The sequence below is a fragment of the Ruegeria aquimaris genome, from assembly GCF_025751555.1.
GTDB classification, from domain to species: Bacteria; Pseudomonadota; Alphaproteobacteria; order Rhodobacterales; family Rhodobacteraceae; genus Ruegeria_B; species Ruegeria_B aquimaris.
Genome location: NZ_JAOWLB010000008.1, coordinates 123,561 through 146,539, shown reverse-complemented (window position 1 = coordinate 146,539; position 22,979 = coordinate 123,561). Strand labels below are relative to the sequence as shown.

Below are 22,979 nucleotides of genomic sequence, written 5' to 3'. Positions count from 1 at the left end.
GCCCCTTTTTCAGCAGGTTGCCAGCGCATCCTCAAGCAGGGACAGCACCATCTCGCGCGGCACGTCCGAGGTGACGAAGGCCTGTCCGATGCCCCGCGCCAGAATAAAGCGCAACTGGCCATCGACCACTTTCTTGTCCTGCGCCATCAGATCGACCAGCGCCGCCGCATCCGGCAGATCGCCGGGGATATCGGACAGATCGGTCTTCATCCCCATCGCCTTGAGATGCGCGCGCACCCGGCTTGGGTCCTCTTGCGAGCAGAGCCCCAGCCGCGCCGAGAGTTCAAACGCCAGCGCACAGCCGATCGCCACGCCTTCGCCATGCAACAGGCGGTCGGAATAGCCGGTCGCGGCCTCAAGCGCGTGACAGAAGGTATGACCGAGGTTCAAGAGCGCCCGGTCGCCCTGTTCGGTCTCGTCGCGGGCGACGATATCGGCCTTCATCTGCACCGAACGGGTCACCGCCTCGACCCGCGCAGCCATGTCACCCGCGGCCAGCGCCGGGCCCTGCCCTTCGAGCCAGTCAAAGAACGCGGCATCGCCCAGCAGCCCGTATTTCACCACCTCGCCATAACCGGCTAGGAAATCGCGCGCCGTCAGTGTGCCCAGCACGGCCGTGTCGGCGAGCACCAGCGAAGGCTGGTGAAAGGCGCCGATCAGGTTCTTGCCGTGGGTGGCGTTGATGCCGGTCTTGCCGCCCACCGAACTGTCCACCTGCGCCAAAAGCGAGGTCGGGATCTGCACAAACCGCACACCCCGGCGCAAAATGGCGGCGGCAAAGCCCGCCAAATCGCCGATCACGCCACCGCCAAAGGCGACCACGATATCGTTGCGCTCGACCTTCTGGTCCAGCAGCCAGTCGACCGCGCGTTGCAGATGCGGCCAGCTTTTGGTGGCCTCGCCCGGCGGCAGCGCCAGCGCCTCCATCGCGACCCCAGCGGCGGCCAAGCCGTCGCGCAGCGCCTCCAGATGCAGGCTTGCCACCGTCTCGTCGGTCAGCACGCAGACCCGGCGCCGTTTCATCAATGGCGCGATGCGCGCGCCCGTTTGGGCCAGCAGGCCCGGCCCGATTTCCACATCATAGCTGCGCGTCCCCAGCGCCACATGCACCGTCTTGATCATGTCAGGTCAGTTCCAATACGTCCGGCCGCGACTGCAAGGCTTCGATCACCCGATCGGCCATCTGTTCGATCGAGGTTTCCGCATCCGACACCACAGTCAGATCGGCCTCGGCATAGATCGGAACCCGCGCATCGTGAAGCGCGCGCAAGGTCGCACGCGGGTCGGGCGTGCGCAGCAAGGGGCGGGTATCCTTGTGCCGGACCCGGTTCCACAACACGCTCAGATCTGCCTTGAGCCAGACCGAAACGCCACGTTCGGAGATCATCTTGCGATTCGCCGGCGCCAGGAAGGCGCCGCCACCGGTGGACAACACGCAAGGGCTGCCATCCAGCAACCGGGCGATCACCATGCTTTCCTTGTCGCGAAAGAACGCCTCGCCATCGCGCGAGAAAATCTCGGGGATCGACATGTTTGCCGCCGCTTCGATCTCGGCATCGCTGTCGAGGAAGGGAACCGCCAGTTTTTGCGCCAAAGCCTTGCCGACAGCGGTTTTTCCCGCCCCCATCATGCCCACCATCACCACGGTCTTGCGCAGCACAGACCGCGGGACGCCCTTTGTATGGGCTGAGTTATGCTCAATTTGCTTCATTCCACCGTGAATGACGTGATCTTGTGAAAAAGGCCAGTTATAACTTGGTCAAAACAAAGAAATGAGGCAGTTCCCAATGATGGCTCGTCTGGTCAAACTCGTGATCTACATTGTGTGTCTGAGCGTCATCGGCCTGGTCGGTTATGCCTATGTGGGTCCCTTCTTTGGCGTCGATTTTTCCGCGCCACAGAAGGAGATAAGACAACCGGTGGTGTTGAATGCCGACTAGACTGGCCGTATTGCTGCTGCTCCTTCCCGGCATCGGGTTGGCGCAGGCCCAGCAACCCCTGTCGGTCATCGACTGGCTGAAGACGCCGCCGCCTGCGAATCTACCGGGGACGGTCCTGTTGGAGCCGCCCGTGGCGCGCAGCGGTCAGCAGCCGCAGATCGAGGTGACCCCGCTGGAATCGCTGGCCCCACCCTTGGGGCTGGTCGCCTCCAGCGTTACCGGACTGCCGGTCGATCTCTGGCAACGCAGCGATGCGCGGCAACTGGCCGAACGGCTGATGAACGTGCCGGTGCGCGACAATCCGGCCATGCAGACGCTGCTCTATACCCTGCTGCTGTCGGAAACCCGACCTCCGCACGGATCGGCCGAGGCAGGCGAAACCCTGTTGCTGGCGCGTCTGGACCGGTTGATGCAACTGGGTGCGGTAGACCCCGCGCAGGCGCTGGTGCAACTGGCCGGACCGACCGATACCGCCGAACGGTTCGGCCGCTGGTTCAACGCCACCCTGCTGACCGGCGACGAGGATCGCAGCTGCGCCGCGCTGGTGGCTCAGCCCTACCTGGCGCCGGATTATGGCGCGCAAATCTTCTGCACCGCGCGACGTGGCGACTGGACCTCGGCCGCGCTGACGCTGGAGGCCGCGCATGCGCTCGAGCTGCTGCCATCGGCGTCGCTCGATCTGCTCGACCGGTTTCTCAGCCCCGAAATCTTCGAGGATCTGCCGCCGCCGCAACGGCCCTCGCGCCCAGATCCTCTGACCTTTCGCCTGTTCGAGGCGATCGGCGAGCCGATGGCCACGGCCACCTTGCCGCGCTCCTTCGCCAATGCCGATCTGCGCGATCTGGCGGGGTGGAAAGCGCAGCTGGAGGCGGCCGAACGCCTGACCCGGATCGGTGCGCTGACCCCGAACCAGCTGCTGGGCCTCTATACGCAACGCACCCCGGCGGCCTCGGGCGGAATCTGGGACCGGGTTACTGCCCTGCAACGGTTCGAGACCGCGCTGAATTCGAACAGCCCCGAGGCAGTGGCCAAGACCCTGCCCATTGTCTGGCAGGCGATGCAGCAAGCCCGGCTGGAGGTTCCCTTTGCGCATCTGTTTGCCGAAGCTCTGGCCGGTCAGGCGCTGACCGATCAAAAGGCTGCCGCGCTTGCCTGGCGGATAAGGCTGTTATCGCCCGATTACGAGATGGCGGCGCGCGCACCGGTCGGGACCGACGCCGAGGCGGGGTTTCTTGCGGCCTTGGCCAAGGGAGAACCGGGTAACGTGCTGCCGCCGTCGCCCCGCGCTGCCGCGATTGCACAAGGGTTCTTGCCCAACGCGCGGCTGTCGCCCGAGCTGGAGCTGATGCTGGTCGAAGGACATCTGGGCGAGGCCATACTGGAAGGGATGGATCGGTTCGCGCGCGGGGCACAGGGCAATCATGGCGATCTGGCGATGGCGCTGGCCCTGTTCCGCCGTGTCGGGCTGGAGGACACCGCGCGCCGGGCCGCGTTGCAGCTGATGCTGCTGGACCGGAGCTGAGCCATGACCGCACCCGCCAGCCCCGACCGCTGGATCTCGATCTTTCTGGAGGCGCAGGCCGCTGAACTGGGTGCTGCGACCAACACGCTGCTGGCCTATGGCCGCGACCTGATGGAATTTGCCGCCTTCCTGGAGCGGCGCGGCACCGGTTTTGCCGAAGCCGACCGCGACATGGTCGAGGCCTATCTCATCCGGTGCGACGCTGAGGGGCTGGCCCGCTCCACCCGCGCCCGGCGCCTGTCGGCGATCAAGCAACTCTATCGCTTTGCCTTTGACGAGGGTTGGCGCAGCGACAATCCGGCGATCCAGATCCGGGGGCCCGGACGGCTGAAATCCCTGCCCAAGACGCTGGAGGTGGTCGAGGTGGACCGCCTGCTCGATGCGGCCCGTCAATCGGGCCGGACCGAGGCTGACAGGTTGCGCAACACCTGCCTGATGGAAGTTCTCTATGCCACGGGCATGCGGGTGAGCGAGCTGGTGTCGCTGCCGGTGTCGGCGGCGCGCGGCGACCCCCGCATGCTGCTGGTGCGCGGCAAGGGCGGCAAGGAGCGTATGGTGCCGCTATCGCCCCCTGCCCGCACGGCGCTGGCGGCCTGGTTGTCGGCCCGTGATGCGGCCGAGGACGAGGCAGCCGCCAAGGGCAAGCCACGCAGCGCGCATCTGTTTCCCTCGCGCGGCAAAAGCGGCCACCTGACGCGCCATGCCTTCTACCTGCTGATCAAGGATTTTGCGGTGGCTGGCGGCATCGACCCCGGCAAGGTGACGCCGCACACCTTGCGCCATGCCTTTGCCACCCACCTACTGGCCAATGGTGCCGATCTGCGAACCATTCAGACGCTGTTGGGCCATGCTGACGTGGCAACGACCGAGATCTACACCCATGTGCTGGACGAACGGCTGGCGGAACTGGTGCTGTCGCACCATCCTCTTGCGCGAACAAAGTCGCGGGATTCCGACTGACCCCTTGATCGGATGCGGGCCGATGCCCATAACGGTAGCCATATCAACAAGTTTCAGGACCAATGGACCCTTCTTCTTCGGCGCTTGACAGCGCATTCTGGATCACGGCCGGTGCCATACTTGGCCTGCTTGTCCTTTCGGCCTTCTTTTCCGGCTCCGAGACGGCCCTGACCGCGGCCTCGCGCGGGAAGCTGCGCAGCCAAGCCGACCGGGGATCAAGCGGTGCCGAAAAGGCGCTGAAAATCACCGAGAACAATGAAAAGCTGATCGGCTCTGTCCTGCTGGGCAACAATATCGTCAACATCCTGTCGGCCTCGCTGGCGACCGCGCTGTTCACCCGGCTGTTCGGAGAGAGCGGCGTTGCGCTGGCCACCATCGTGATGACGATGCTGGTTCTGGTCTTTGCCGAGGTGCTGCCCAAGACCTATGCCATCACCAATGCCGAGAAGGCCGCCGCCGCCGTAGCCCCGATCATCGGCGTGGTGGTGATGCTGTTTTCTCCGGTGGTGGCGCTGGTCCGGGTTCTGGTGCGGGGGGTTCTGCGCCTCTTTGGCGTGCAGATCGACCCCGACAGCCATATCATGGCGGTGCGCGAGGAGATTGCCGGCGCGCTCTATCTCGGCCATTCCGAAGGCGTGGTGGAAAAAGAGGACCGCGACCGCATCCTGGGCGCGCTGGACCTGGCCGAGCGCACGGTCGAGGAAATCATGCTGCACCGCTCGAACATCCTGATGCTGGATGCCGATGCCGAGCCCGAGGCGATCCTGGCGCAATGTCTGGAAAGCCCGCATACCCGCCTGCCCGTCTATCGGGGTGAACAGGAGAACATCATCGGCGTGGTCCATGCCAAGGATCTGTTCCGCGCCATGTATGCTCAGGTCGGCGGCAGCGATGGCAATACACGGCGGCTGAAGGATTTCGATATCACCAAGGTGGCAACCGCCCCCTATTTCGTGCCGGAAACCACCACGCTTGACGACCAGATGCGCGCATTTCTGCGGATGCGCAGCCATTTCGCGCTGGTGGTGGACGAATACGGGTCGCTGCGCGGGCTGATCACGCTCGAGGATATTCTGGAAGAGATCGTGGGTGAGATCACCGACGAGTTCGATCTGGAGAGCGAAACGCCCGTCACCCGCAGCGAGGACGGCCAGTTCGTGGTCGATGGCGCCACCACCATCCGCGATCTCAATCGCGCGCTGGACTGGGCCCTGCCCGATGACGAGGCGAACACCGTCGCCGGTCTGGTGATCCACGAGGCGCAGATGATCCCGACGGTGGGTCAGGTGTTTGCCTTTCACGGCTTCCGGTTCGAGGTGACGGGCCGCGAGGGCAACCGCATCACGGCCCTGAAGATGCGCCCGCTATGACCGCCGCCCGGCGTCTCTGGTCGTGGTTCGACGCGGTGGTGCTGGACCTTGGCCGCCAGATGCGCTGGTCGTTCCTGCCACCGCTGATGGTCTATTTCGCGGCCGGCGCGCAGGGGCTGACGGCGGTTGTCGGCACGTTCTTCGTCAAGGAATACCTGGACGTCTCGGCGGCCTTCATCGCCGGGCTGGCCTTCTGGGCCGGGCTCCCCTGGGCGCTGAAGATGCCTCTGGGCCATCTGGTCGACCTGATCTGGCGCTGGAAGGCCTGGCTGATCTATCTGGGCGCGGCGCTGATCGCGGCCAGTTTCGCCATCATGTACGGGCTGGCGACCCGGGCCGAGTGGATGCCGGGCATCATGTCGGTGACCGCCTGGTACGTGCTGGCGGTGCTGCTGGCCCCCTGCGGCTATGTGGTGCAGGACGCCGTCGCAGACGCCATGTCGGTCGAGGCGGTGCCGCGGCATGACGAAAGTGGCGCGCCGCTGTCGGACGAGGCGCAGCGCGCCCAGCACACCACGATGCAGACACTGGGCCGGTTCGCCCTGATCGGGGGTGCCAGCGCAGTTGCCGCGCTGAACATTGTGCTGTTTGACGGGGTCGAAGCGTTGAGCGCGGACGAGAAAGCCGGGCGCTACGGGCAGATCTACGCGCTGGCGCTGCTGATCCCCTGTATCTCGATCTCGGGCGTGCTGCTGGCCGGGTGGCAGAAACGGCAGGCCATCGCGCGGCTGATCGCAGGCGGCATGGACCGGGTGCGCGCACTGGCCGCGTTCGACCCCGAGGGCGAGAAGGTGCGGCTGAATCACTGGTATTTCACCGGTGGCGCGGCCTTTGTCGCGATGACGCTGACCGTCGGGCTGATGGACCTGCCGTTTTCGCAGGAGATCGTCTTTGCCGGATCGATGGCCATCGTGCTGACCCTGATGCGGCAGCTGGTGCGCAATCTGGATCATGCACATGCGCGCGCCCTGATCGGTACCGCGATCATCGTATTCATGTTCCGCGCCATGCCGCTGAACGGTGCGGCCTCGACCTGGTTCGATATCGACGTGCTGGGCTTTGACCAGCAGTTCCTGTCGCTTTTGTACCTGATCACCTCGGTACTGACCCTGGTGGGGATGGTGGTGCTGCGGCCGATGATCGCCTCGCGCACCATCGCCGATATCGTGATCCTGCTGACATTGGCGGCGGGGGTGCTGTCGCTGCCTGGTATCGGGTTGTATTATGGCGTCCACCACTGGACCGCCGCCATGACCGGCGGGATTGTCGACGCGCGGTTCATCGCAATCGTCAACACGGCGGTGGAATCGCCGCTGGGTCAGGTGGCAATGATCCCCATGCTGGCCTGGATCGCGCGCAATGCGCCAGCAAACCTCAAGGCGACCTTCTTTGCGGTCATGGCGTCGTTCACCAATCTGGCCCTGTCGGCCTCCAGCCTTGGCACCAAGTATCTCAACCAGATCTATACCGTCACCCGCGAGGTCCGCGCCGAGGATGGGACCATAACGGTTCCCGCGGATTATTCGCAGCTTGGCTATCTGCTGATGACGGTGGCCGCGATCACCGTGATTGTCCCCCTGCTCACCGTCTGGCTGGTGCAGCGGAGCCGGTTCAAGAGCCGCGACTAGCCCGTTCCAGCCGCTCACGGTCTTCGGCCGCGCTCAACCCTGCGATTCCCCGGGCCAGGCTGCGCGCGGCAGAGCGGCGGGCGGCCTGCGCCAGCTCGCCATCGCCGCGCGTGAATATTGCCGCCAACGCCCGCTGCACCGCCAGTTGCACCTCGATGTTGCCTGCCCCATCCCGCGCGATCCGGTCAAAGGTCTCGGCAAACAGCGCCTCGGGCGGCAGCGGGCGCAGCCAGACCCGGTCGTATGCGGAGCCATCACCCTCAGGCTCAGCGCCCGCAAGCAGCAACAGCGAGGACAAACGGTCGATCACGGTGATTGCGGTCGACGGATCGTTGATTCCCGGTGACAGCGCCCGGCAGGCCATGTCGCCCAAGACCGACAGGCCAAACAGCGGGTCCTGCACAAAGGTGCGCGCGCCCTCGACGGCAAAGGCTCGAAGGGCGGCTTTGGCGACCTCTTCGTCCAGATCGCTTGTATCGAACCGGGCCAGGTCCTGACCCTCCTGCACGTAATCGCCAACCGACACGGCAACATAGACCTGGGTCTCGGCTTGTTGAGCCAGCTCCTGCAACATCCCGGTAAAGATCTGCTGGACATATCCGGGCTGCGACGCCCGCAGGATCTGCCCGCCCTCGGGCAGGTCCATTTCCTCGATCAACGCATTGGCCCCGTAACAGGGCCTCTTTGCCAGTGTCCGCAGTGACACCGCCACGCGGCGCTCGACCTGCACCAGGGTCTCACCAAAACTGCCCAGATCCTCCAGATGCGCGATCCAACGGATGATCGAGACCACGATCAGGGCAATGACAAGCAGCGTCATGGCAAAGAGCGCCACGCTCTCTTGTTCGCCAAAAATGGGCGTGCGCCGCAGCACCATACCCGACATGGCAAAGAGATAAGCGCCGACAAACACCGCCAGAATCGAATGGGTGGCGGTGTCGTCCTTGAGGATCACATGGGTGCGCGGCCCCCATTGCGCCCAGGCCGCGCGGTGGGCACCGGTCATCACCGTCAGCGAAAAGGTGGTCACCGCCAGCATGCTGGTCGCCAGCGTCGCCAGGATCGGGTCCACCGCCGCCGCCCCGATGCGGTCGGCCAGCCCCGGCGGGATCAGGTCGCCCAGAAGCGCCGCCAGCGGTACCGACATCAGGCTGAGCGCCGCGATCAGGATGATCCGTACATAAAGCAGCCGCAGCATGCGTCGCAGGATATTCAGCACCTTATTTCGCAAATCGCCCTCTCGAACCCATCCCACATTTCATTTGCGACACATCCCGTCGCTGAGCGACAAGAATGCACCCGGGATCTGCCGTGACTGATAGGTCAGACCTGTGCCCAGATTAACGGAGAGTGAAATGAAAACCACCACCCGAGTGGCCGTCATCGGCGGCGGCGTTGTCGGCTGTTCCGTCCTGTATCACCTGACCAAGCTTGGCTGGTCGGACGTGATGCTGCTGGAGCGTTCGGAACTCACCTCGGGTTCGACCTGGCATGCGGCGGGCGGCTTTCACACCCTGAACGGCGATACCAACATGGCCGCGCTTCAGGGCTATACCATCCGGCTCTACAAGGAGTTGGAAGAGATCACCGGCATGTCCTGCGGACTGCACCATGTGGGCGGCATTACGCTGGCGGACAATCGCGACCGGTTCGACATGCTGCTGGCCGAACGCGCCAAGCACCGGTTCATGGGGCTGGAGACCGAGATTGTCGGCCCCGAAGAGATTGCCAAAATCGCCCCCATCACCAATCTGGATGGCATCATCGGCGCACTTTACGACCCGCTCGACGGGCATCTGGACCCCTCTGGCACCACCCATGCCTATGCCAAGGCCGCCCGCATGGGCGGCGCCACCATCGAAACGCACTGCATGGTGCGCGAGACCAACCAGCGCCCGGACGGCAGTTGGGATGTGGTGACCGACAAGGGCACCATCCATGCCGAGCACATCGTGAATGCTGGTGGCCTTTGGGCGCGCGAGGTGGGGGCGATGGCAGGCGTCTACTTCCCGCTGCACCCGATGGAGCACCAGTATATCGTCACCGACGACATCCCCGAGATCTATGAGCGTGGCAGCGAACACCCGCATGTGATGGACCCCGCCGGTGAGAGCTATCTGCGGCAAGAGGGGCGCGGGCTGTGCATCGGTTTCTATGAACAGCCCTGCAAGCCCTGGGCGGTGGATGGCACGCCCTGGACCTTCGGCCACGAACTGCTGCCCGACGACTTTGACAAGATCGAGGAAAGCATTGAATTCGCTTACAAACGCTTTCCCGTTCTGGCCCGTGCCGGGGTCAAGTCGGTCATTCACGGCCCCTTCACCTTTGCCCCCGATGGCAACCCGCTGGTGGGACCGGTGCCGGGCATGCGCAACTATTGGTCGGCCTGCGGCGTCATGGCAGGGTTCAGCCAGGGCGGCGGTGTCGGTCTGACCCTGGCGCAATGGATGATCGAGGGCGAACCCGAGCGCGATGTCATGGCGCTGGATGTGGCGCGCTTCGGCAGCTGGATCAGCCCCGGCTATACCCGGCCCAAGGTGATCGAGAACTATCAGAAGCGGTTCAGCGTGTCATATCCGAACGAGGAACTGCCTGCCGCGCGTCCCAACCGCACCACGCCGATGTATGATATCTTTTCCGACATGGGCGCGGTCTGGGGCCAGCAATACGGGCTGGAGGTTGCCAACTACTTTGCCCAAGGGGACGAACCGACCTATGAAACCCCCTCGTTCCGTCGCTCCGACGCGTTTGCGGCCACGGGCCGCGAGGTGCGCGGTGTGCGTCAGGGCGTGGGCGTCAACGAGGTCCACAACTTCGGCAAATACCTGGTCAAGGGCCCGCGCGCCCGCGCCTGGCTCGACCGGATCATGGCAGGGCGGATCCCGGCGCCGGGGCGGCTGTCGCTGACCCCGATGCTGAGCGCCAAGGGCAAGCTGATCGGGGATTTCACCGTTTCCTGCCTGAGCGAGACCGAGTTTCAGCTGACCGCCTCTTACGGCTCGCAAGCCTATCATATGCGCTGGTTTCAGCAACATGAGGAAGATGGCGCAACCATCGAGAATATAAGCGACAAACGCAACGGCTTCCAGATCGCCGGCCCCAAGGCGCGGGCGGTTCTGGCAGCCTGCACCCGCGACGACGTGGACAGCCTGCGCTTCATGGATGTGCGGCGGATGGTGGTGGGCATGACCGACTGTATCGTGCAGCGGGTCAGCTATACCGGCGATCTGGGATACGAGATCTATTGCGATCCGATGGCGCAACGGCAGCTTTGGTGGACCCTGTGGCAGGCCGGGCAGGCGCATGGCATGGTTCCCTTCGGCATGCGTGCGATGATGAGCCTGCGGCTGGACAAGTTCTTTGGCTCGTGGATGCGCGAGTTCTCGCCCGACTATACGGCCGCCGAAACCGGGCTGGACCGGTTCATCTCGTTCAAGAAGAACACCGATTTCATCGGTCGGGCAGCGGCCGAGGCAGAACGGGCGGCAGGCCCCGCCCGCCGTCTCTGCGCCTTTGAGGTCGAGGCGGACGACGCAGATGTCAACGCCTACGAACCGATCTGGCTGGACGGCGCGGTGGTTGGGTTCTGCACTTCGGGCGGTTATTCGCATCATGCGGGCAAGTCCATCGCCCAGGGCTTCCTGCCCAGCGACCGCATCGCCGAGGGGCTGGAGGTGGAGATCGAGATCCTGGGCCAGATGCGCAAGGCACGGGTGATCAGCCGGCCGCTGTTTGACGCGGATGGCGCGCGCATGCGCGGGTGACAAAGCCTGCGCCTGCGGCCAGAGTGGCGGCATGGACAAGATACCCATCCTCCTTCTGGCCGCGGGCCAATCGCGCCGCATGGGCGGCGACGACAAGCTGATGCAAGAGATCGACGGCGAGCCCTTGCTGCGCCGCTCGGCCCGGATCGCGCGGGCGGCCGGTCCGGTGATCGCGGCCCTGCCCCCGTCACCGCACCCGCGCCACGCGGCGTTGGCGGGTCTCGGTCTTGAGATCGTCGAGGTTCCCGACGCGGCAGAAGGCATGAACGCCAGTCTGCGCCGCGCGGTCGCGGCGCTGCCCGAGGACGCGCCCGCCGCGATGGTACTGCTTGCCGATCTGCCCGACCTGACAGCGCAGGACCTGTCGCATGTACTGGCCACCATTGATTTTTCGTCGAAAAATCTGGTCTGGCGCGGCGCGACCGAGGACGGCCGCCCCGGCCATCCGGTGGTATTTCATAAGGCTCTGTTTCCCGAACTCCTGGCCCTGACAGGTGATGGCGGGGCGCAATCGGTTGCACAGACCTACAAGGACAGGCAGATGCTGGTCCTGCTGCCCGGCCAGAATGCCCGCACCGATCTGGACACGCCCGAGGCCTGGGCCGACTGGCGCGCCAAACGGCAATAGGCGAGGCGCGAAAACCGCGCCCCGCCCTGCCCGCGCGCCCCGAGACCGCGCGGTTCAAGCTGCATATTCGGGGAAGGCCGAAGCCCGCTGTCAGATCAGCAGGCGGGCTTCGTGTTTCTTCAGCGACCGGCGCGCGGCGGCATAAGCTTCGATCCCTTCGGCGGTCTTCAGCTCGGGGAACAGCTCGAACAGCTCGTTGCGCTGCGCGTTGCCAAGCCCGGCCAGCGACTGGTCACCCGGCTGGAAGCTTTCGGTCCATGCGCCGTCCGACAGCACCACTTCGTGCTGCTCGAACATGAAGTGGATATAGGTCACTTCGGACATTTCCACGATGTCGACGCCATCCAGACCAATCAGGTGCTTGGCCGCGACCAGAACCTCGCGCTCTTCGAAGTAGAGCGCCGTCTTGTCGTTGGCCACCAGGATCCGGTGGTTCGGACTGACGATCATGTCGCGTTCCGGCAATCCGCCCCCCAGCGCGCCCTGACGGATCAGGACCGGGTTCAGGTGACCGGCACGGGCCAGTTCCGCGCCGGTCAGCGTGCGGGCGCCGACCCAGCGGATTTCCTGGATACCGTTGTCGCGGGTGATCACGCGGTCGCCGACTTTCAGCTCCTCGACCAGACGCTCGCCCTTGGGGGTCGCGATCTTGGTGCCCGGGGTAAAGCAGGGCAGGATGACCGTTTCGATCTCGCTGAAAGTCGAGGTGCCGATTTCGGTACCACCGCCATCAAAGAACCGCACGGTCCCGGCTTCGCTGTCTGTCGGGTCGTATTCGACCGTGACCGAACCACCCGGGACACCGGCATTGGTCAGGTCCAGAACGTCCTCGTCCAGACCATCGGCATCTTCGCCGCCGATGATGACTTCGCCCAGACCGATGTTGACGAAGACGTCGTCACCGAACTGGCCAGCCAGAATGTCGCCACCGTCGTCGGGATTTTCATTGCTGCCCGACAGGGTGTCGTCACCGTCGCCGCCAACAACGATGTCGCGGCCTGCACCACCGTCGAGCGAGTCGTTACCTGCGCCGCCGTCGATGGCGTCGCCACCCTCTTCGCCGTAAACGGTGTCGTCACCGGCACCGGCAAACACAACATCGGTATCGAGGCCGCTGTAGATCAGGTCGTCACCGGCACCCGCAATCACTACATCCTGTTCGTCGACAAGCGGTGGCACGGCATCGTCGTTATCGACCATGTCGCCTTCGGGGTCGCCGGTATAGCCCAGGTCGATGGTGTCATTGCCCGAGGTGCCGTCGACGATGCCGTCAAAGGTCGGCGGCGGGGTCGGGCCGGAACCGGGGGGAGGGGTCGGGCCAAAGCCGGGGCCATCCGGTCCGCCTTCGATGCCCGGGTTGCCAATCACCAGAACATTTTCGATTTCCGAGAACTCGGCGGTTCCGGCAATCGAAAGGTCGTCATTGAAATAGGTGATGGTGCCCGATTCACCTGTCGGATCGGTCTGGTCATAGCTGACCACTGCAAGACCGGTCGCAATCGCGACGTCATAGTCATTGCCGCCCTCACCACCATAAAGCGTATCGCCGATGCCGGCACCAATGGTGTCGCGGTCGTCGTCGCCATAGAGAACGTCGGCCTCGGTTCCGCCCAGGATCACATCATTGCCGGTGCCGCCGTGGATCTCGTCCTCGCCATGTCGGCCAAGCAGCGTATCGTTGCCGTCGCCGCCTTCAATGCTGTCCTGATCGATGCCGCCATCGACCCAGTCATTGCCGGAACCGCCCAGGATGGTGTCGTTATCGTCCTGGCCGTATAGCGTGTCGTCGCCATCGCCGCCGTCGATGAAGTCAAGCCCGTTGGTGGTCTCGGGGTCGGCCGGACCATCGGTGCCATCGTCGCGGATGTTGAGGGCGTCCGGGAAGCGCGGATCGAGGCCACCATAGACCACATCATTGCCCGCGCCCGCCTGGATCGAGTCGGCGCCTTCGCCGCCGACAATCAGGTCGTCACCGTCGCCACCATCAATGGTATCGTCATCAAGGCCGCCGTCGATCGAGTCGTTGCCGTCGCCGCCGGTGATCAGGTCGGTGTCGTCCCCGGTCAGGATCATGTCATTGCCGGCGCCACCGTCGACCGTGTCGCGGTCGTCGTCGACGACCGGATCCGCGGGCACTGCGGGCAGGCCATTGTAAGACGGGAAGCCACGGTCGGGCAGGTTGCCGGACAGGCTGCCGGTGGTGTCGATCACATCGTCGCCATCGCCACCATCGACACTGTCATTGCCATCGCCGCCGGTCAAAGTGTCATCGCCACCCTCGCCGATCAGCGTGTCGTCACCGTCGCCGCCGGTCAGGCTGTCGTTGCCATCAACGCCAGTATCTGCGTTGGGAACATCGAAATAGACATCCGAGACGCTAATCTCGCTGGGGTTCGGGCCCGACTGGCCGTGTTCGATGGTCAGGCGCGCCACCGGTCCGGGAATGGTGACCAGGATCGAATAGTTCGAGTTGTTCGGATCGGCATAGCCGCCGTCGCCGGTCGCGGTTTCATTCCCGGCCACACCATCGGTATCGCTTTCGCTGACGTTCAGCCCACCCGAAATGTTCACCGTGATCGGGTCGCCGTTCACATCGAAAGCCTGAACCGTTGCGCGCCCGTCGCCGTCGATATCGTTGATCCGGAAGGAAACGTTGGTCACGGCTTCCGAGAACGCCAGCTGATAGGTGCCGGTGTTCGCCTGACCGTTCAGCTCGGACTCCATCGCGCTATCGTCGCTGGCGGTCGGACCATTGGTGTCGATATTGCCGACATGCTGTTCCTGGGTCGAAAACTCGGTGGTGACACCGCTATCGGCGTTCAGAACCGAAAAGGTGACATCGACGCCGCCCGTATTCTGGGTGAATCCGCCGCTCAGGTCGTCCTCGTCATCAATGGCACCGCCATCGTCCGGGTCCGGTGCGCGGAACCATTCGAACACCTCGCGGGTGCTACCGCCCGCGCCGCCGCCGGGCGCGTTGCTGTCGCCGATCAGCAGATCGTCGCCTTCTTCGCCGTTGACGGTGTCGCTGCCGCTGCCAGCATAGACGGTATCATCGCCCAGACCCGCATCAATGCTATCATCGCCCGCGCCGCCGTCGACCACATCGTCATCCGGACCATGGGTCGGATCGACCGCATCCCCGTTGTCGATCATGTCGCCCTCGGGGTCGCCGGTGTAACCCAGGTCGATGACGTCATCTCCCGGGGTGCCGTCGACGATACCGTTGGGCTGGCCCAGAACCGGGGCGTCCAGAACGCCGACATAGTCGATGCCACCTTCGAAATGCTGGTCGAAGTTGCCTTCGGTCGCCTCGCGGGCACCAATGGTGAAGCTCTGTTCGGTATTGGTGGTGACATCCAGTGTCATGCCGGTCTGGTCGCTCGAAACCAGGGTCTCGGTGCCCTGGGTCTCGTTCACAACCTTCAGGTCCAGCCCGTGCTCGGACCAGGAGTAGGTGACGCTGATGACATCGCCAAGCGCAAAGACACCAGGTGCGGTGCTGAGGATCTCTTCGATGCCGTTCGAGCGATGCAGAATCTCTACCTTGCCATCATGGGTCACGCGCAGTTCAAAGAACCCGCTGTCGGCGCCGGGCGTGGTGCCCGCACCGTCATCGACATTGCCGGAGTCCTCGACGCCGCGGCTGAAAACGGTCGACGGGCCGTTCGGGTCGGTGCCGAACACCCGGAAGGAGCTGACGATTGTGCCCTCTTCCAGGTCGAACTGGTCGTCATCGCCATCATCGACATCCATCCGCTGGTCGGCCTGGCCGGTAAACATCCAACCCGCAGCAAACTGGGGTCCGTTTACGGGCGTGCCGTCCTGCGCAATTCCGTCATCAAGGCCGGTATCATTCGTCTCGGCACCCGGACGGAAATCCCAAAGACCAATGAGATTGGCCGAGTACGGATTGTCAAAGTTCGTCGCCATACCATTCTCCTTCCCGACGCAACTGCGCCGATCCGCACCCCTGCGGAAAACAAGTTTAAACGCGGCGATGACGGCCTGGCAGCGACAGCACCGGAAACGTTCGCCCGGGGAACCGAGAAAGGCTGCTTGAAAGCAACATGAAGCAAGGACAACTGTGCAATGCGCGCACGTCTCCCTACATCACCGACGACCCCTGCCGCCGTGCGATCACACATCTTCTCGCGCCCGAATGACGCAATTTCGGTGCGGTCGCCCCCGTGACCAACAAACATCGCCCCCCAGATGGGCTGCATCCATAAATACCGGACGCGCATCGGGGCACAAAGGGAAAAAAGGTCCAGAATTTGCCACATTTCCCGCCGCGCTCGCCCCTCATCCGACCCGCCCGCCGCAGGCCCACACCCAAGGGTTGAAAATTGTTTCTATGAATTTTAGTGAAATTCGGGGAAAACCCTAACGTTTCTTGGCTTCCCGTCGACCGCGGAATATTCTCGCCATTCGAGGTACATGCTTTTGTTTCCTTTTTGAAGACAGTGGCAAGATTGTGGCATCCACAGCAGCGCGGGATCGAGCCGCCACGATTTCGCCCCAATTTGTCGCCCCATTCGTAATCAATCACGAGAAACACTGTTTTTTTTCTCCGATCTTCAAACAATCGGCCCGGTTTTCTGTTCGAATCAAGTGCCCTGAACCGCCTGACGGCGACTCATCGGGGCTTGATCCCGGGGGCGTTGCCGGCAGGTCAGGACATGGTTTTGCAAGGTGTATTCCGCGTTGAAATAGCGCGGCGGGGAAACAGCCCCTGGATCTCGCCGCCGCAAGAGACCTCTGCCAAAGAAGCAAAGAGCAGCAACCAGAACGGGCGGGATCGCGACCGGACGCGGTCCATCGACTGCGGGGATATCAATTTACAGCCGCCCAAGCGCAAGCTACCCCTTTTGCAGGTCAGGGAGAAATCGAGATGTCAGGCATCACCGTATTTGCAGCGCAGAAAATCATTACCATGGATCCGAGCAGACCGGTCGCAACCCATGTCGCGGTGCGCGACGGCAAGATTCTGGCGGTCGGCGGCGCCAATTGTGCCGATGCCTGGGGGCCGGTGGCCCGTGACGACAGCCTGGCGCATGCCGTGCTGATGCCGGGCCTTGTCGAGGGACACGCGCACATGATGGCCGGAGCGATGTGGGAGTTTGCCTATGCCGGGTATCACGACCGGATCGACCCGCAAGGCCACCTGCACAAGGGCATGACCGATATCGGCGCCGTGGTCGCCCGCCTGCGGGAATACAGCGCCACCCTGCCCGAGGGCCAGCCGCTGATCGCCTGGGGGTTCGATCCGATCTTTCTGCCCACCGAACGGCTGAACCGGCATCATCTGGACCAGATCGCGTCGGACCGGCCGGTTGTCGTGATGTTCTCGAACTTTCATCTGCTCTGCGCCAACAGCATAGCACTGGAGATGGCCGGTTACAGTCGCGACACCAATGTCGAAGGCGTGGTCAAGGGCGTGGATGGCGAGCCCACCGGTGAATTGCAGGAAATGGCCGCCATGTTCCCGGTGATGCGGCGCACCGGCGTCGATTTTCGCGGGTTGTCGCAAAAAGAGAGCGCGATCCGCGCCTATGGGGATGTCTGCAAACATGCGGGCGTTACCACGGTGACGGACCTGTTCTCGGAGATGCAGGACGAAGACCTGGGCGCGCTGCTGGCCGTCACCTCGGACCCGGGGTTTGCCCTGCGCATCGTGCCGGTGCTGGGCGCAATCGGGGCCGCGCCGCAGGACATCGCCAAACGCGCCGTGGCGCTGCGCGGGAACTCCACCGACAAGCTTCGCCTGGGGGCGGTCAAGCTGATGACCGACGGCTCGATCCAGGGTTGGACCGCGCGGGTGAAATGGCCGGGCTATGTCGGCGGCCAACCCAACGGGATCTGGAACACGCCACCCGCCCTGATCCACGAACTTTGCGCCGCGATGCAGGAACATGGCGTGCAGATGCATATCCATGTGAACGGCGACGAAGCCTCCTCGGTCACGCTCGACGCGCTCGAGGCCGCAGGCCGCGCCCATCCCTGGCTAGGTGCGCGGCATGTCTTGCAGCATTGCCAGATGATGGGGCCCGATCAATTCCGTCGCTGTGCGGAAATGGGTGTATGTACCAATATCTTCTCGAACCACATCTGGTTCTTTGGCGACCAGCACGCCGCGCTCACCATCGGCGAGGATCGCGCCACCCGCATGGACGCCGCCCGTTCGGCGCTGGATGCAGGTGTCCATCTGGCAATCCATTCCGATGCGCCGGTGACCTCGATGGGGCCGCTCTTTACCGCCTGGTGCGCGGTCAACCGCCAGACCATGTCGGGCCGGACGTTGGGCGCGGAGCAGCGGATCACGGTGGACGAGGCGCTTTACGCCATCACCCTTGGCGCGGCCTATACGCTGAAACTCGATGCCGAGATCGGCTCTATCGAAACCGGCAAGATCGCAGATTTCGCCGTGCTGGGCGCGGATCCAACCGAGGTCGATCCGATGGCACTGAAGGATGTGCCGGTGCTGGGTACCGTGTCGGGCGGTCGGGTGAACCTGATCTGATGCGTCTGCCGCTCACCGTCATCTCTGGCTATCTGGGCGCGGGCAAGACCACGCTGATCAACCGCCTGCTGGCCGAGGATCACGGGCTGCGCCTGTTGGTGATGGTCAACGATTTCGGCGCCATCAATATCGACGCTGGCCTGATCGCCGCGATGGGCGAGGATACCATCGCACTGACCAATGGCTGCGTCTGCTGCACCATGGGGGCGGACCTGTTCCTGGCGCTGGGTGATGCGCTGGACCGCAGCCCGCGCCCCGATCACCTGGTGATCGAGGCCAGCGGTATCGCCGACCCGGCAGCCATCGCCAATGCCGCCAAGGCCGAGCCGGACCTGAGCTATGCCGGTATCGTGACACTGGTTGACGGGTTGAACGCCGCCGCACTGCTGGCCGATCCGCTGATCGCGCCGCAGGTGGCGCAGCAGATGCGGGTGGCGGACCTGCTGTTGCTGACGAAGACGCCGACCCCCGATCCCGAACTGGCGCGGGCGCTGGCAGCGGCCGGGATTGCCGCGCCTTTGCCTCTGCCCCAGGATAGCGCGCTGGCGCCGCTGCTCTTTGATGTGATGCCGCGCCCGGGATCGGCAACAAGTGCGGCACATCCCGCCTATTGCGGCTGGTCCTGCGCCGCGCCCGCGCCCATGACCCGGGACGCCTTGCGCGACAAGCTCTCCACACGCCCGGCGGCGATCTACCGGCTGAAGGGCTTTGTCCCTGGTCCCGATGGCATGACCGAGGTGCATGTGGTCGGCGCCCATGCCGATCTGCGCCCGGCGCAGACCGCGACCGCGGGGCTGGTCGCTCTGGGCCTTGCGAGCCGGATCACCCCGAAGGACATTGAGGCATGGTGGAACAGCTAGGGGCGTGACATGAGCAGGCAACAGGCGATTGTACGGGCGGAACAGGGGTTTGACAGCGGCCAATTCTGGCGGGATCTGGCGGTGCTGGTCGCGCAGGAAACCGAGAGCCAGGTGCCAGGGCGTGGCGAAGCGCTGCATGCCTATCTGACCGAAGCGCTGGCTCCGCATCTGGTCGCACTTGGCATGACCGCGCGCCTTTTGCCCAACCCTGCCCCCGGTGGCGCGCCGTTTCTGCTGGCCGAACGGATCGAAGCGCCGGACTTGCCGACGGTGCTCAGCTATGGCCACGGCGATGTCACCCGCGCCCAGACCGATGCATGGGCCAATGGGCTGCGCCCGTTCAAGCTGACCCAGCGGGGTGACCGGTTTTATGGCCGGGGTAGCGCCGACAACAAGGGCCAGCATCTGGTCAACCTGACCGCGCTGCGCGCCGTGTTGGCCGAACGGGGGCGGTTGGGGTTCAACCTGAAACTGCTGATCGAAATGGGCGAAGAGATCGGCTCTCCCGGGCTGGCCGACCTCTGCCGGACCGAGGCGGAGGCCTTGCAGGCGGATGTGCTGATCGCCTCCGACGGGCCACGGCTGGACCCCGCGCATCCGACGATCTTCATGGGCGCGCGCGGGGCGCTCAACTTTGACCTGCGGGTGCGCCTGCGCCCCGGCGCGCATCATTCCGGCAACTGGGGCGGCCTGCTGGCCGACCCGGCGATGATCCTGGCGCAGGCGCTGGCCTGCATCACCGATGCGCGTGGCGCGATCCGGGTACCGGAATGGCGCCCCGACAGCCTGACCGACGAGATCCGGGCGGTGCTGGCCGCCCTGCCCGAGCCCGCCGGCGCCGACCCCAACTGGGGCGAACCGGGGCTGAGCGCAGCCGAGCGCGTCTATGGCTGGAATTCCTTCGCCATCCTCGCGATGACCGCTGGCGTGCCCGAGGCGCCGGTGAATGCCATCGCGGGCGATGCGCGCGCCACCTGCCAGCTGCGCTTTGTGGTCGGCACCCGGCCAGACGCCATCCTGCCCGCCCTGCGCGCGCATCTGGACCGGCAAGGGTTCCCCATGGTCGAGATTGTCGACAGCGACGAGTTGCCGTTCACCGCCACCCGGCTGGACCCCGGCCATCCCTGGGCCCGCTTCGCCATCGCCTCGGTCGCGGAAACCGTGGGCACCGCCCCGCATGTATTGCCCAATCTCGGCGGCTCGCTGCCCAACGAGTGTTTCTCGGACATCCTGGGGCTGCCCACCATCTGGGTGCCGCATTCCTATGCGGGCTGCAACCAGCACGCGCCCGACGAACATGTCCTTGCCCCGACGATGCGGCAGGCGACACAGGTCATGGCGGGGCTCTTTTGGGATATCGGCGCGACCCCGCCGGACAAATGAAGCCGGATTAACGAATCTTAATCCGAGGATCAGCAAAGGATCAGACTGCGGGCTTATTCCTTTTGTCAGACCCGGGCCAACCGGGACACTGACAGGAGAACAAGATGAGCATTCGCATGTCCCGCAAACTGAACCCTTCGCTTCCGAACTGGGCCGCCGCCCCTGTCCTGGGCGCGCTGCTTTTGGGCTCGACCGCCCTGCCCGGCCTGGCTGACGAGGCGCTGGCCGATCTGGTTGAGCGCGTCTCGCCCGCGGTGGTTACCGTTCTGGCCTCGGAAGAGGCCAGGCCGCAGCAGATGAAGGGCCAACCCAACCCGTTCGAAGGCACACCGTTTGAAGAGTTCTTCCACCGGTTCGGCGGACCCGGCGGAATGCAACCGCCGCAGAGCGGCCCGCGACAGGGCTTGGGGTCTGGCTTCATCCTCGACGCCGAGGGCTATATCGTCACCAATAACCACGTGGTCGAAGGCGCAGACAAGGTGACTGTCCGGCTCAGCGACGATCGCGAGTTCACCGCCGAAGTGGTTGGTACCGATCCGCTGACCGACCTGGCGCTGCTTCGCATTGAGGCCGGTGTGGATCTGCCTGCGGTCACTCTGGGCGACAGCGACGCCATCCGCGTGGGCGAGGATGTGGTGGCCGTCGGCAACCCCTTTGGTCTCAGTTCCACCGTCACCACCGGCATCGTGTCGGCCAAGGGGCGCAACATCTCGGACGGGCCTTATGCCGAATTCATCCAGACCGATGCCGCCATCAACAAGGGCAACTCGGGCGGGCCGCTCTTCAACATGGAGGGCGAGGTCGTGGGTGTAAACTCGGCCATCTATTCGCCGACGGGCGGCTCGGTGGGCCTGGGATTTGCCGTCACCTCGAACATCGTCGAGCATGTGATCGACGATCTGCGCGAGGACGGCCAGGTTGACCGTGGCTGGCTGGGCGTGTCGATTCAGAACGTCGGCGCCGATATCGCCGCCGCCATGGGGCTGGACAGTCCAAACGGCGCCCTGGTCTCGGATGTGGTCGAGGACAGCCCCGCTGATGGCAACCTGAACCCGGGCGACGTGATCGTGGCCTTCGAAGGCAAGGACGTGAAATCCAGCTCTGACCTGCCGCGTCTGGTCGGCGCCACCGAGATCGGGACCAAGGCCAATGTCCGGGTCATCCGAAACGGCAAGGCACAGGATGTGACGGTGACCATCGGCCAGCATCAGCAATCGGCCTCGGCCAGCGGGGTTGCCCCCGCCGATCCGGCCGAGACGCCGGCCTTGGGCCTGACCGTGGCGCCGCTGACCGACGATATGCGGGCACAGGCCGGGGTTGGCAGCGATGTCAGCGGTGTGCTCGTCACCGACATCGACGCCAATGGCCCCGCAGCGCAGGCGGGGCTGCGCCGGGGTGACGTGATCCTACGGGTGGGCGGAACCGATACCGACAGCCCGGCCGCGCTCAAGGCCGCACTAGGCAAGGAAAAGACCGACCCGGCACTGGTTCTGATCAATCGCGACGGCAACCGTTTGTTTGTCGCCGTGCGACTGGCCTGATCCCCCGCTGCCGCCGCGCCGCCACCACTCAAGTCACTTGTTGGCGCGGCGGCAGTGCACCGCCCGGGTATCTCATGCCTGTCCCGGGCACGCCGGGCGCGACCCCATCCGCGCCCGGCGCGTGCATTTGCGGATTGTCTTGGATATATCCTGACAAAAACAAGGACCGGAATTACATGAGCCGACGTGTTCTGATCGTCGAAGACGATGACGAGACCCGTGAGTTTCTGGCCAAGGGCTTTACCGAGGAAGGCTTTGCCGTGGAGAGCGCCGCCGACGGGCGCGAGGGGTTGTTTCACGCAACCGATGGCGGGTTTGACGCGGTGGTGCTGGACCGGATGCTGCCGGGCCTCGACGGCCTGTCTCTGATCAAGTCGATCCGCGCCGCCGGGTTGAAAACCCCCGTTATCATGCTGACCGCGATGAGCGCGGTCGATGAACGCGTCAAAGGGCTGCGCGCAGGCGCCGATGACTATCTGGTGAAACCCTTTTCCTTTCAAGAACTTCTGGCCCGCATAGAAGCCCTGTTGAGACGTCCCAAGGACACGCAGGAAGCCGCGACACTTTCCTGCCGGGATCTGGAAATGGATCTGCTGCGCCGCAGAGTGACCCGAGGTGGGCGCGACATCACCCTGACCCCGCGCGAATTCCAGATCCTGGAATTCTTTCTGCGCCGCAAGAACCGCGTGGTGACCCGGACCATGCTGCTCGAAGGCGTCTGGGACTATCATTTCGACCCCAACACCAACATCGTGGATGTCCATATCTCGAAACTCCGCCGGCAGATCGACGAGGGCGCCGATACCCCTCTGATCGAGACCGTGCGTGGCGCGGGCTACATGATCTCTGATGGGTAAGTC

The 22,979-nt window shown here is 64.5% G+C and carries 16 protein-coding genes; 12 read left to right on the top strand and 4 right to left on the bottom strand.

What is annotated here, in order from left to right:
* Positions 1 to 9: 9 nt before the first annotated feature.
* Both aroB and OE747_RS13185 read right to left on the bottom strand, forming a co-directional pair.
* A complete protein-coding gene (gene aroB, locus OE747_RS13190; RefSeq protein ID WP_263829052.1) occupies positions 10 to 1,122 on the bottom strand; it encodes a 3-dehydroquinate synthase in 1,113 nt (370 codons plus the stop codon).
* A 1-nt stretch (position 1,123) separates the two neighbouring features.
* Positions 1,124 to 1,711, bottom strand: a complete 588-nt coding sequence (locus OE747_RS13185; RefSeq protein WP_263829051.1) for a shikimate kinase — start codon at positions 1,709 to 1,711, stop codon at positions 1,124 to 1,126.
* Between the two features lie 61 nt (positions 1,712 to 1,772).
* On the opposite strand from OE747_RS13185, the gene OE747_RS13180 reads away from it, so the two are divergent.
* The 5 genes from OE747_RS13180 (at position 1,773) to OE747_RS13160 (ending at position 7,420) form a co-directional block, all read left to right on the top strand.
* The gene (locus tag OE747_RS13180; RefSeq protein ID WP_263829071.1) at positions 1,773 to 1,940 is read left to right on the top strand and encodes a hypothetical protein; all 168 of its coding nucleotides are present in this window, start codon (positions 1,773 to 1,775) and stop codon (positions 1,938 to 1,940) included.
* Positions 1,930 to 3,462, top strand: coding sequence for a hypothetical protein (locus tag OE747_RS13175; protein WP_263829050.1), 1,533 nt, complete (start codon positions 1,930 to 1,932; stop codon positions 3,460 to 3,462). Before OE747_RS13180 ends, OE747_RS13175 begins: the two co-directional genes overlap by 11 nt.
* Before the next feature lie 3 nt (positions 3,463 to 3,465).
* Positions 3,466 to 4,422 carry a site-specific tyrosine recombinase XerD gene (locus tag OE747_RS13170; protein ID WP_263829049.1) on the top strand — a complete coding sequence of 319 codons (957 nt, stop codon included), beginning with the start codon at positions 3,466 to 3,468 and terminating at the stop codon, positions 4,420 to 4,422.
* Positions 4,423 to 4,484: 62 nt separating this feature from the next.
* On the top strand, positions 4,485 to 5,792 hold the full coding sequence (locus OE747_RS13165; protein ID WP_263829048.1) for an HlyC/CorC family transporter: 1,308 nt from the start codon (positions 4,485 to 4,487) through the stop codon (positions 5,790 to 5,792).
* On the top strand, positions 5,789 to 7,420 hold the full coding sequence (locus tag OE747_RS13160) for an MFS transporter (RefSeq protein ID WP_263829047.1): 1,632 nt from the start codon (positions 5,789 to 5,791) through the stop codon (positions 7,418 to 7,420). Before OE747_RS13165 ends, OE747_RS13160 begins: the two co-directional genes overlap by 4 nt.
* Here OE747_RS13160 and OE747_RS13155 read toward each other — a convergent pair.
* Positions 7,404 to 8,618: a DUF2254 domain-containing protein gene (locus tag OE747_RS13155; protein WP_263829046.1), complete on the bottom strand. Its 1,215-nt coding sequence runs from the start codon at positions 8,616 to 8,618 to the stop codon at positions 7,404 to 7,406. The two genes, OE747_RS13160 and OE747_RS13155, sit on opposite strands and share 17 nt — an antisense overlap.
* A gap of 157 nt (positions 8,619 to 8,775) precedes the next feature.
* Here OE747_RS13155 and OE747_RS13150 point away from each other — a divergent pair, with 157 nt between their 5' ends.
* A complete protein-coding gene (locus OE747_RS13150) occupies positions 8,776 to 11,184 on the top strand; it encodes a GcvT family protein (protein ID WP_263829045.1) in 2,409 nt (802 codons plus the stop codon).
* A 31-nt stretch (positions 11,185 to 11,215) separates the two neighbouring features.
* Positions 11,216 to 11,812: a nucleotidyltransferase family protein gene (locus OE747_RS13145; RefSeq protein WP_263829044.1), complete on the top strand. Its 597-nt coding sequence runs from the start codon at positions 11,216 to 11,218 to the stop codon at positions 11,810 to 11,812.
* Between the two features lie 90 nt (positions 11,813 to 11,902).
* Here the strand turns inward: OE747_RS13145 and OE747_RS13140 are convergent, their stop codons facing one another.
* Positions 11,903 to 15,745, bottom strand: coding sequence for a Hint domain-containing protein (locus OE747_RS13140; protein WP_263829043.1), 3,843 nt, complete (start codon positions 15,743 to 15,745; stop codon positions 11,903 to 11,905).
* Between the two features lie 1,003 nt (positions 15,746 to 16,748).
* On the opposite strand from OE747_RS13140, the gene OE747_RS13135 reads away from it, so the two are divergent.
* From OE747_RS13135 to OE747_RS13115, 5 genes are all read left to right on the top strand, one after another.
* A complete protein-coding gene (locus OE747_RS13135) occupies positions 16,749 to 18,335 on the top strand; it encodes an amidohydrolase (RefSeq protein ID WP_263829042.1) in 1,587 nt (528 codons plus the stop codon).
* Entirely contained in the window at positions 18,335 to 19,195 is an 861-nt protein-coding gene (locus tag OE747_RS13130) for a CobW family GTP-binding protein (protein WP_318527310.1), read from the top strand. The genes OE747_RS13135 and OE747_RS13130 overlap by 1 nt, the downstream gene beginning before the upstream one ends.
* A 9-nt stretch (positions 19,196 to 19,204) precedes the next feature.
* The gene (locus OE747_RS13125; RefSeq protein WP_263829041.1) at positions 19,205 to 20,578 is read left to right on the top strand and encodes a M20 family metallopeptidase; all 1,374 of its coding nucleotides are present in this window, start codon (positions 19,205 to 19,207) and stop codon (positions 20,576 to 20,578) included.
* 104 nt (positions 20,579 to 20,682) lie between these two features.
* Positions 20,683 to 22,119 (top strand): DegQ family serine endoprotease, encoded by a 1,437-nt coding sequence (locus OE747_RS13120; RefSeq protein ID WP_263829040.1) that lies wholly within the window; start codon positions 20,683 to 20,685, stop codon positions 22,117 to 22,119.
* Positions 22,120 to 22,295: 176 nt separating this feature from the next.
* Positions 22,296 to 22,976 (top strand): response regulator transcription factor, encoded by a 681-nt coding sequence (locus OE747_RS13115; protein WP_263829039.1) that lies wholly within the window; start codon positions 22,296 to 22,298, stop codon positions 22,974 to 22,976.
* Positions 22,977 to 22,979: the final 3 nt, after the last annotated feature.

What these genes read in the sequence shown, in the direction of transcription:
- OE747_RS13155 (WP_263829046.1), bottom strand. Translation starts at nt 8,618, where the DNA reads ATGCTGCGGCTGCTTTATGTACGGATCATCCTGATCGCGGCGCTCAGC.
- OE747_RS13170 (WP_263829049.1), top strand. Translation starts at nt 3,466, where the DNA reads ATGACCGCACCCGCCAGCCCCGACCGCTGGATCTCGATCTTTCTGGAG.
- OE747_RS13165 (WP_263829048.1), top strand. Translation starts at nt 4,485, where the DNA reads ATGGACCCTTCTTCTTCGGCGCTTGACAGCGCATTCTGGATCACGGCC.
- OE747_RS13130 (WP_318527310.1), top strand. Translation starts at nt 18,335, where the DNA reads ATGCGTCTGCCGCTCACCGTCATCTCTGGCTATCTGGGCGCGGGCAAG.
- OE747_RS13185 (WP_263829051.1), bottom strand. Translation starts at nt 1,711, where the DNA reads ATGAAGCAAATTGAGCATAACTCAGCCCATACAAAGGGCGTCCCGCGG.
- OE747_RS13120 (WP_263829040.1), top strand. Translation starts at nt 20,683, where the DNA reads ATGAGCATTCGCATGTCCCGCAAACTGAACCCTTCGCTTCCGAACTGG.
- OE747_RS13180 (WP_263829071.1), top strand. Translation starts at nt 1,773, where the DNA reads ATGAGGCAGTTCCCAATGATGGCTCGTCTGGTCAAACTCGTGATCTAC.
- OE747_RS13160 (WP_263829047.1), top strand. Translation starts at nt 5,789, where the DNA reads ATGACCGCCGCCCGGCGTCTCTGGTCGTGGTTCGACGCGGTGGTGCTG.
- OE747_RS13140 (WP_263829043.1), bottom strand. Translation starts at nt 15,745, where the DNA reads ATGGCGACGAACTTTGACAATCCGTACTCGGCCAATCTCATTGGTCTT.
- aroB (WP_263829052.1), bottom strand. Translation starts at nt 1,122, where the DNA reads ATGATCAAGACGGTGCATGTGGCGCTGGGGACGCGCAGCTATGATGTG.
- OE747_RS13145 (WP_263829044.1), top strand. Translation starts at nt 11,216, where the DNA reads ATGGACAAGATACCCATCCTCCTTCTGGCCGCGGGCCAATCGCGCCGC.
- OE747_RS13135 (WP_263829042.1), top strand. Translation starts at nt 16,749, where the DNA reads ATGGATCCGAGCAGACCGGTCGCAACCCATGTCGCGGTGCGCGACGGC.
- OE747_RS13150 (WP_263829045.1), top strand. Translation starts at nt 8,776, where the DNA reads ATGAAAACCACCACCCGAGTGGCCGTCATCGGCGGCGGCGTTGTCGGC.
- OE747_RS13115 (WP_263829039.1), top strand. Translation starts at nt 22,296, where the DNA reads ATGAGCCGACGTGTTCTGATCGTCGAAGACGATGACGAGACCCGTGAG.
- OE747_RS13125 (WP_263829041.1), top strand. Translation starts at nt 19,205, where the DNA reads ATGAGCAGGCAACAGGCGATTGTACGGGCGGAACAGGGGTTTGACAGC.
- OE747_RS13175 (WP_263829050.1), top strand. Translation starts at nt 1,930, where the DNA reads ATGCCGACTAGACTGGCCGTATTGCTGCTGCTCCTTCCCGGCATCGGG.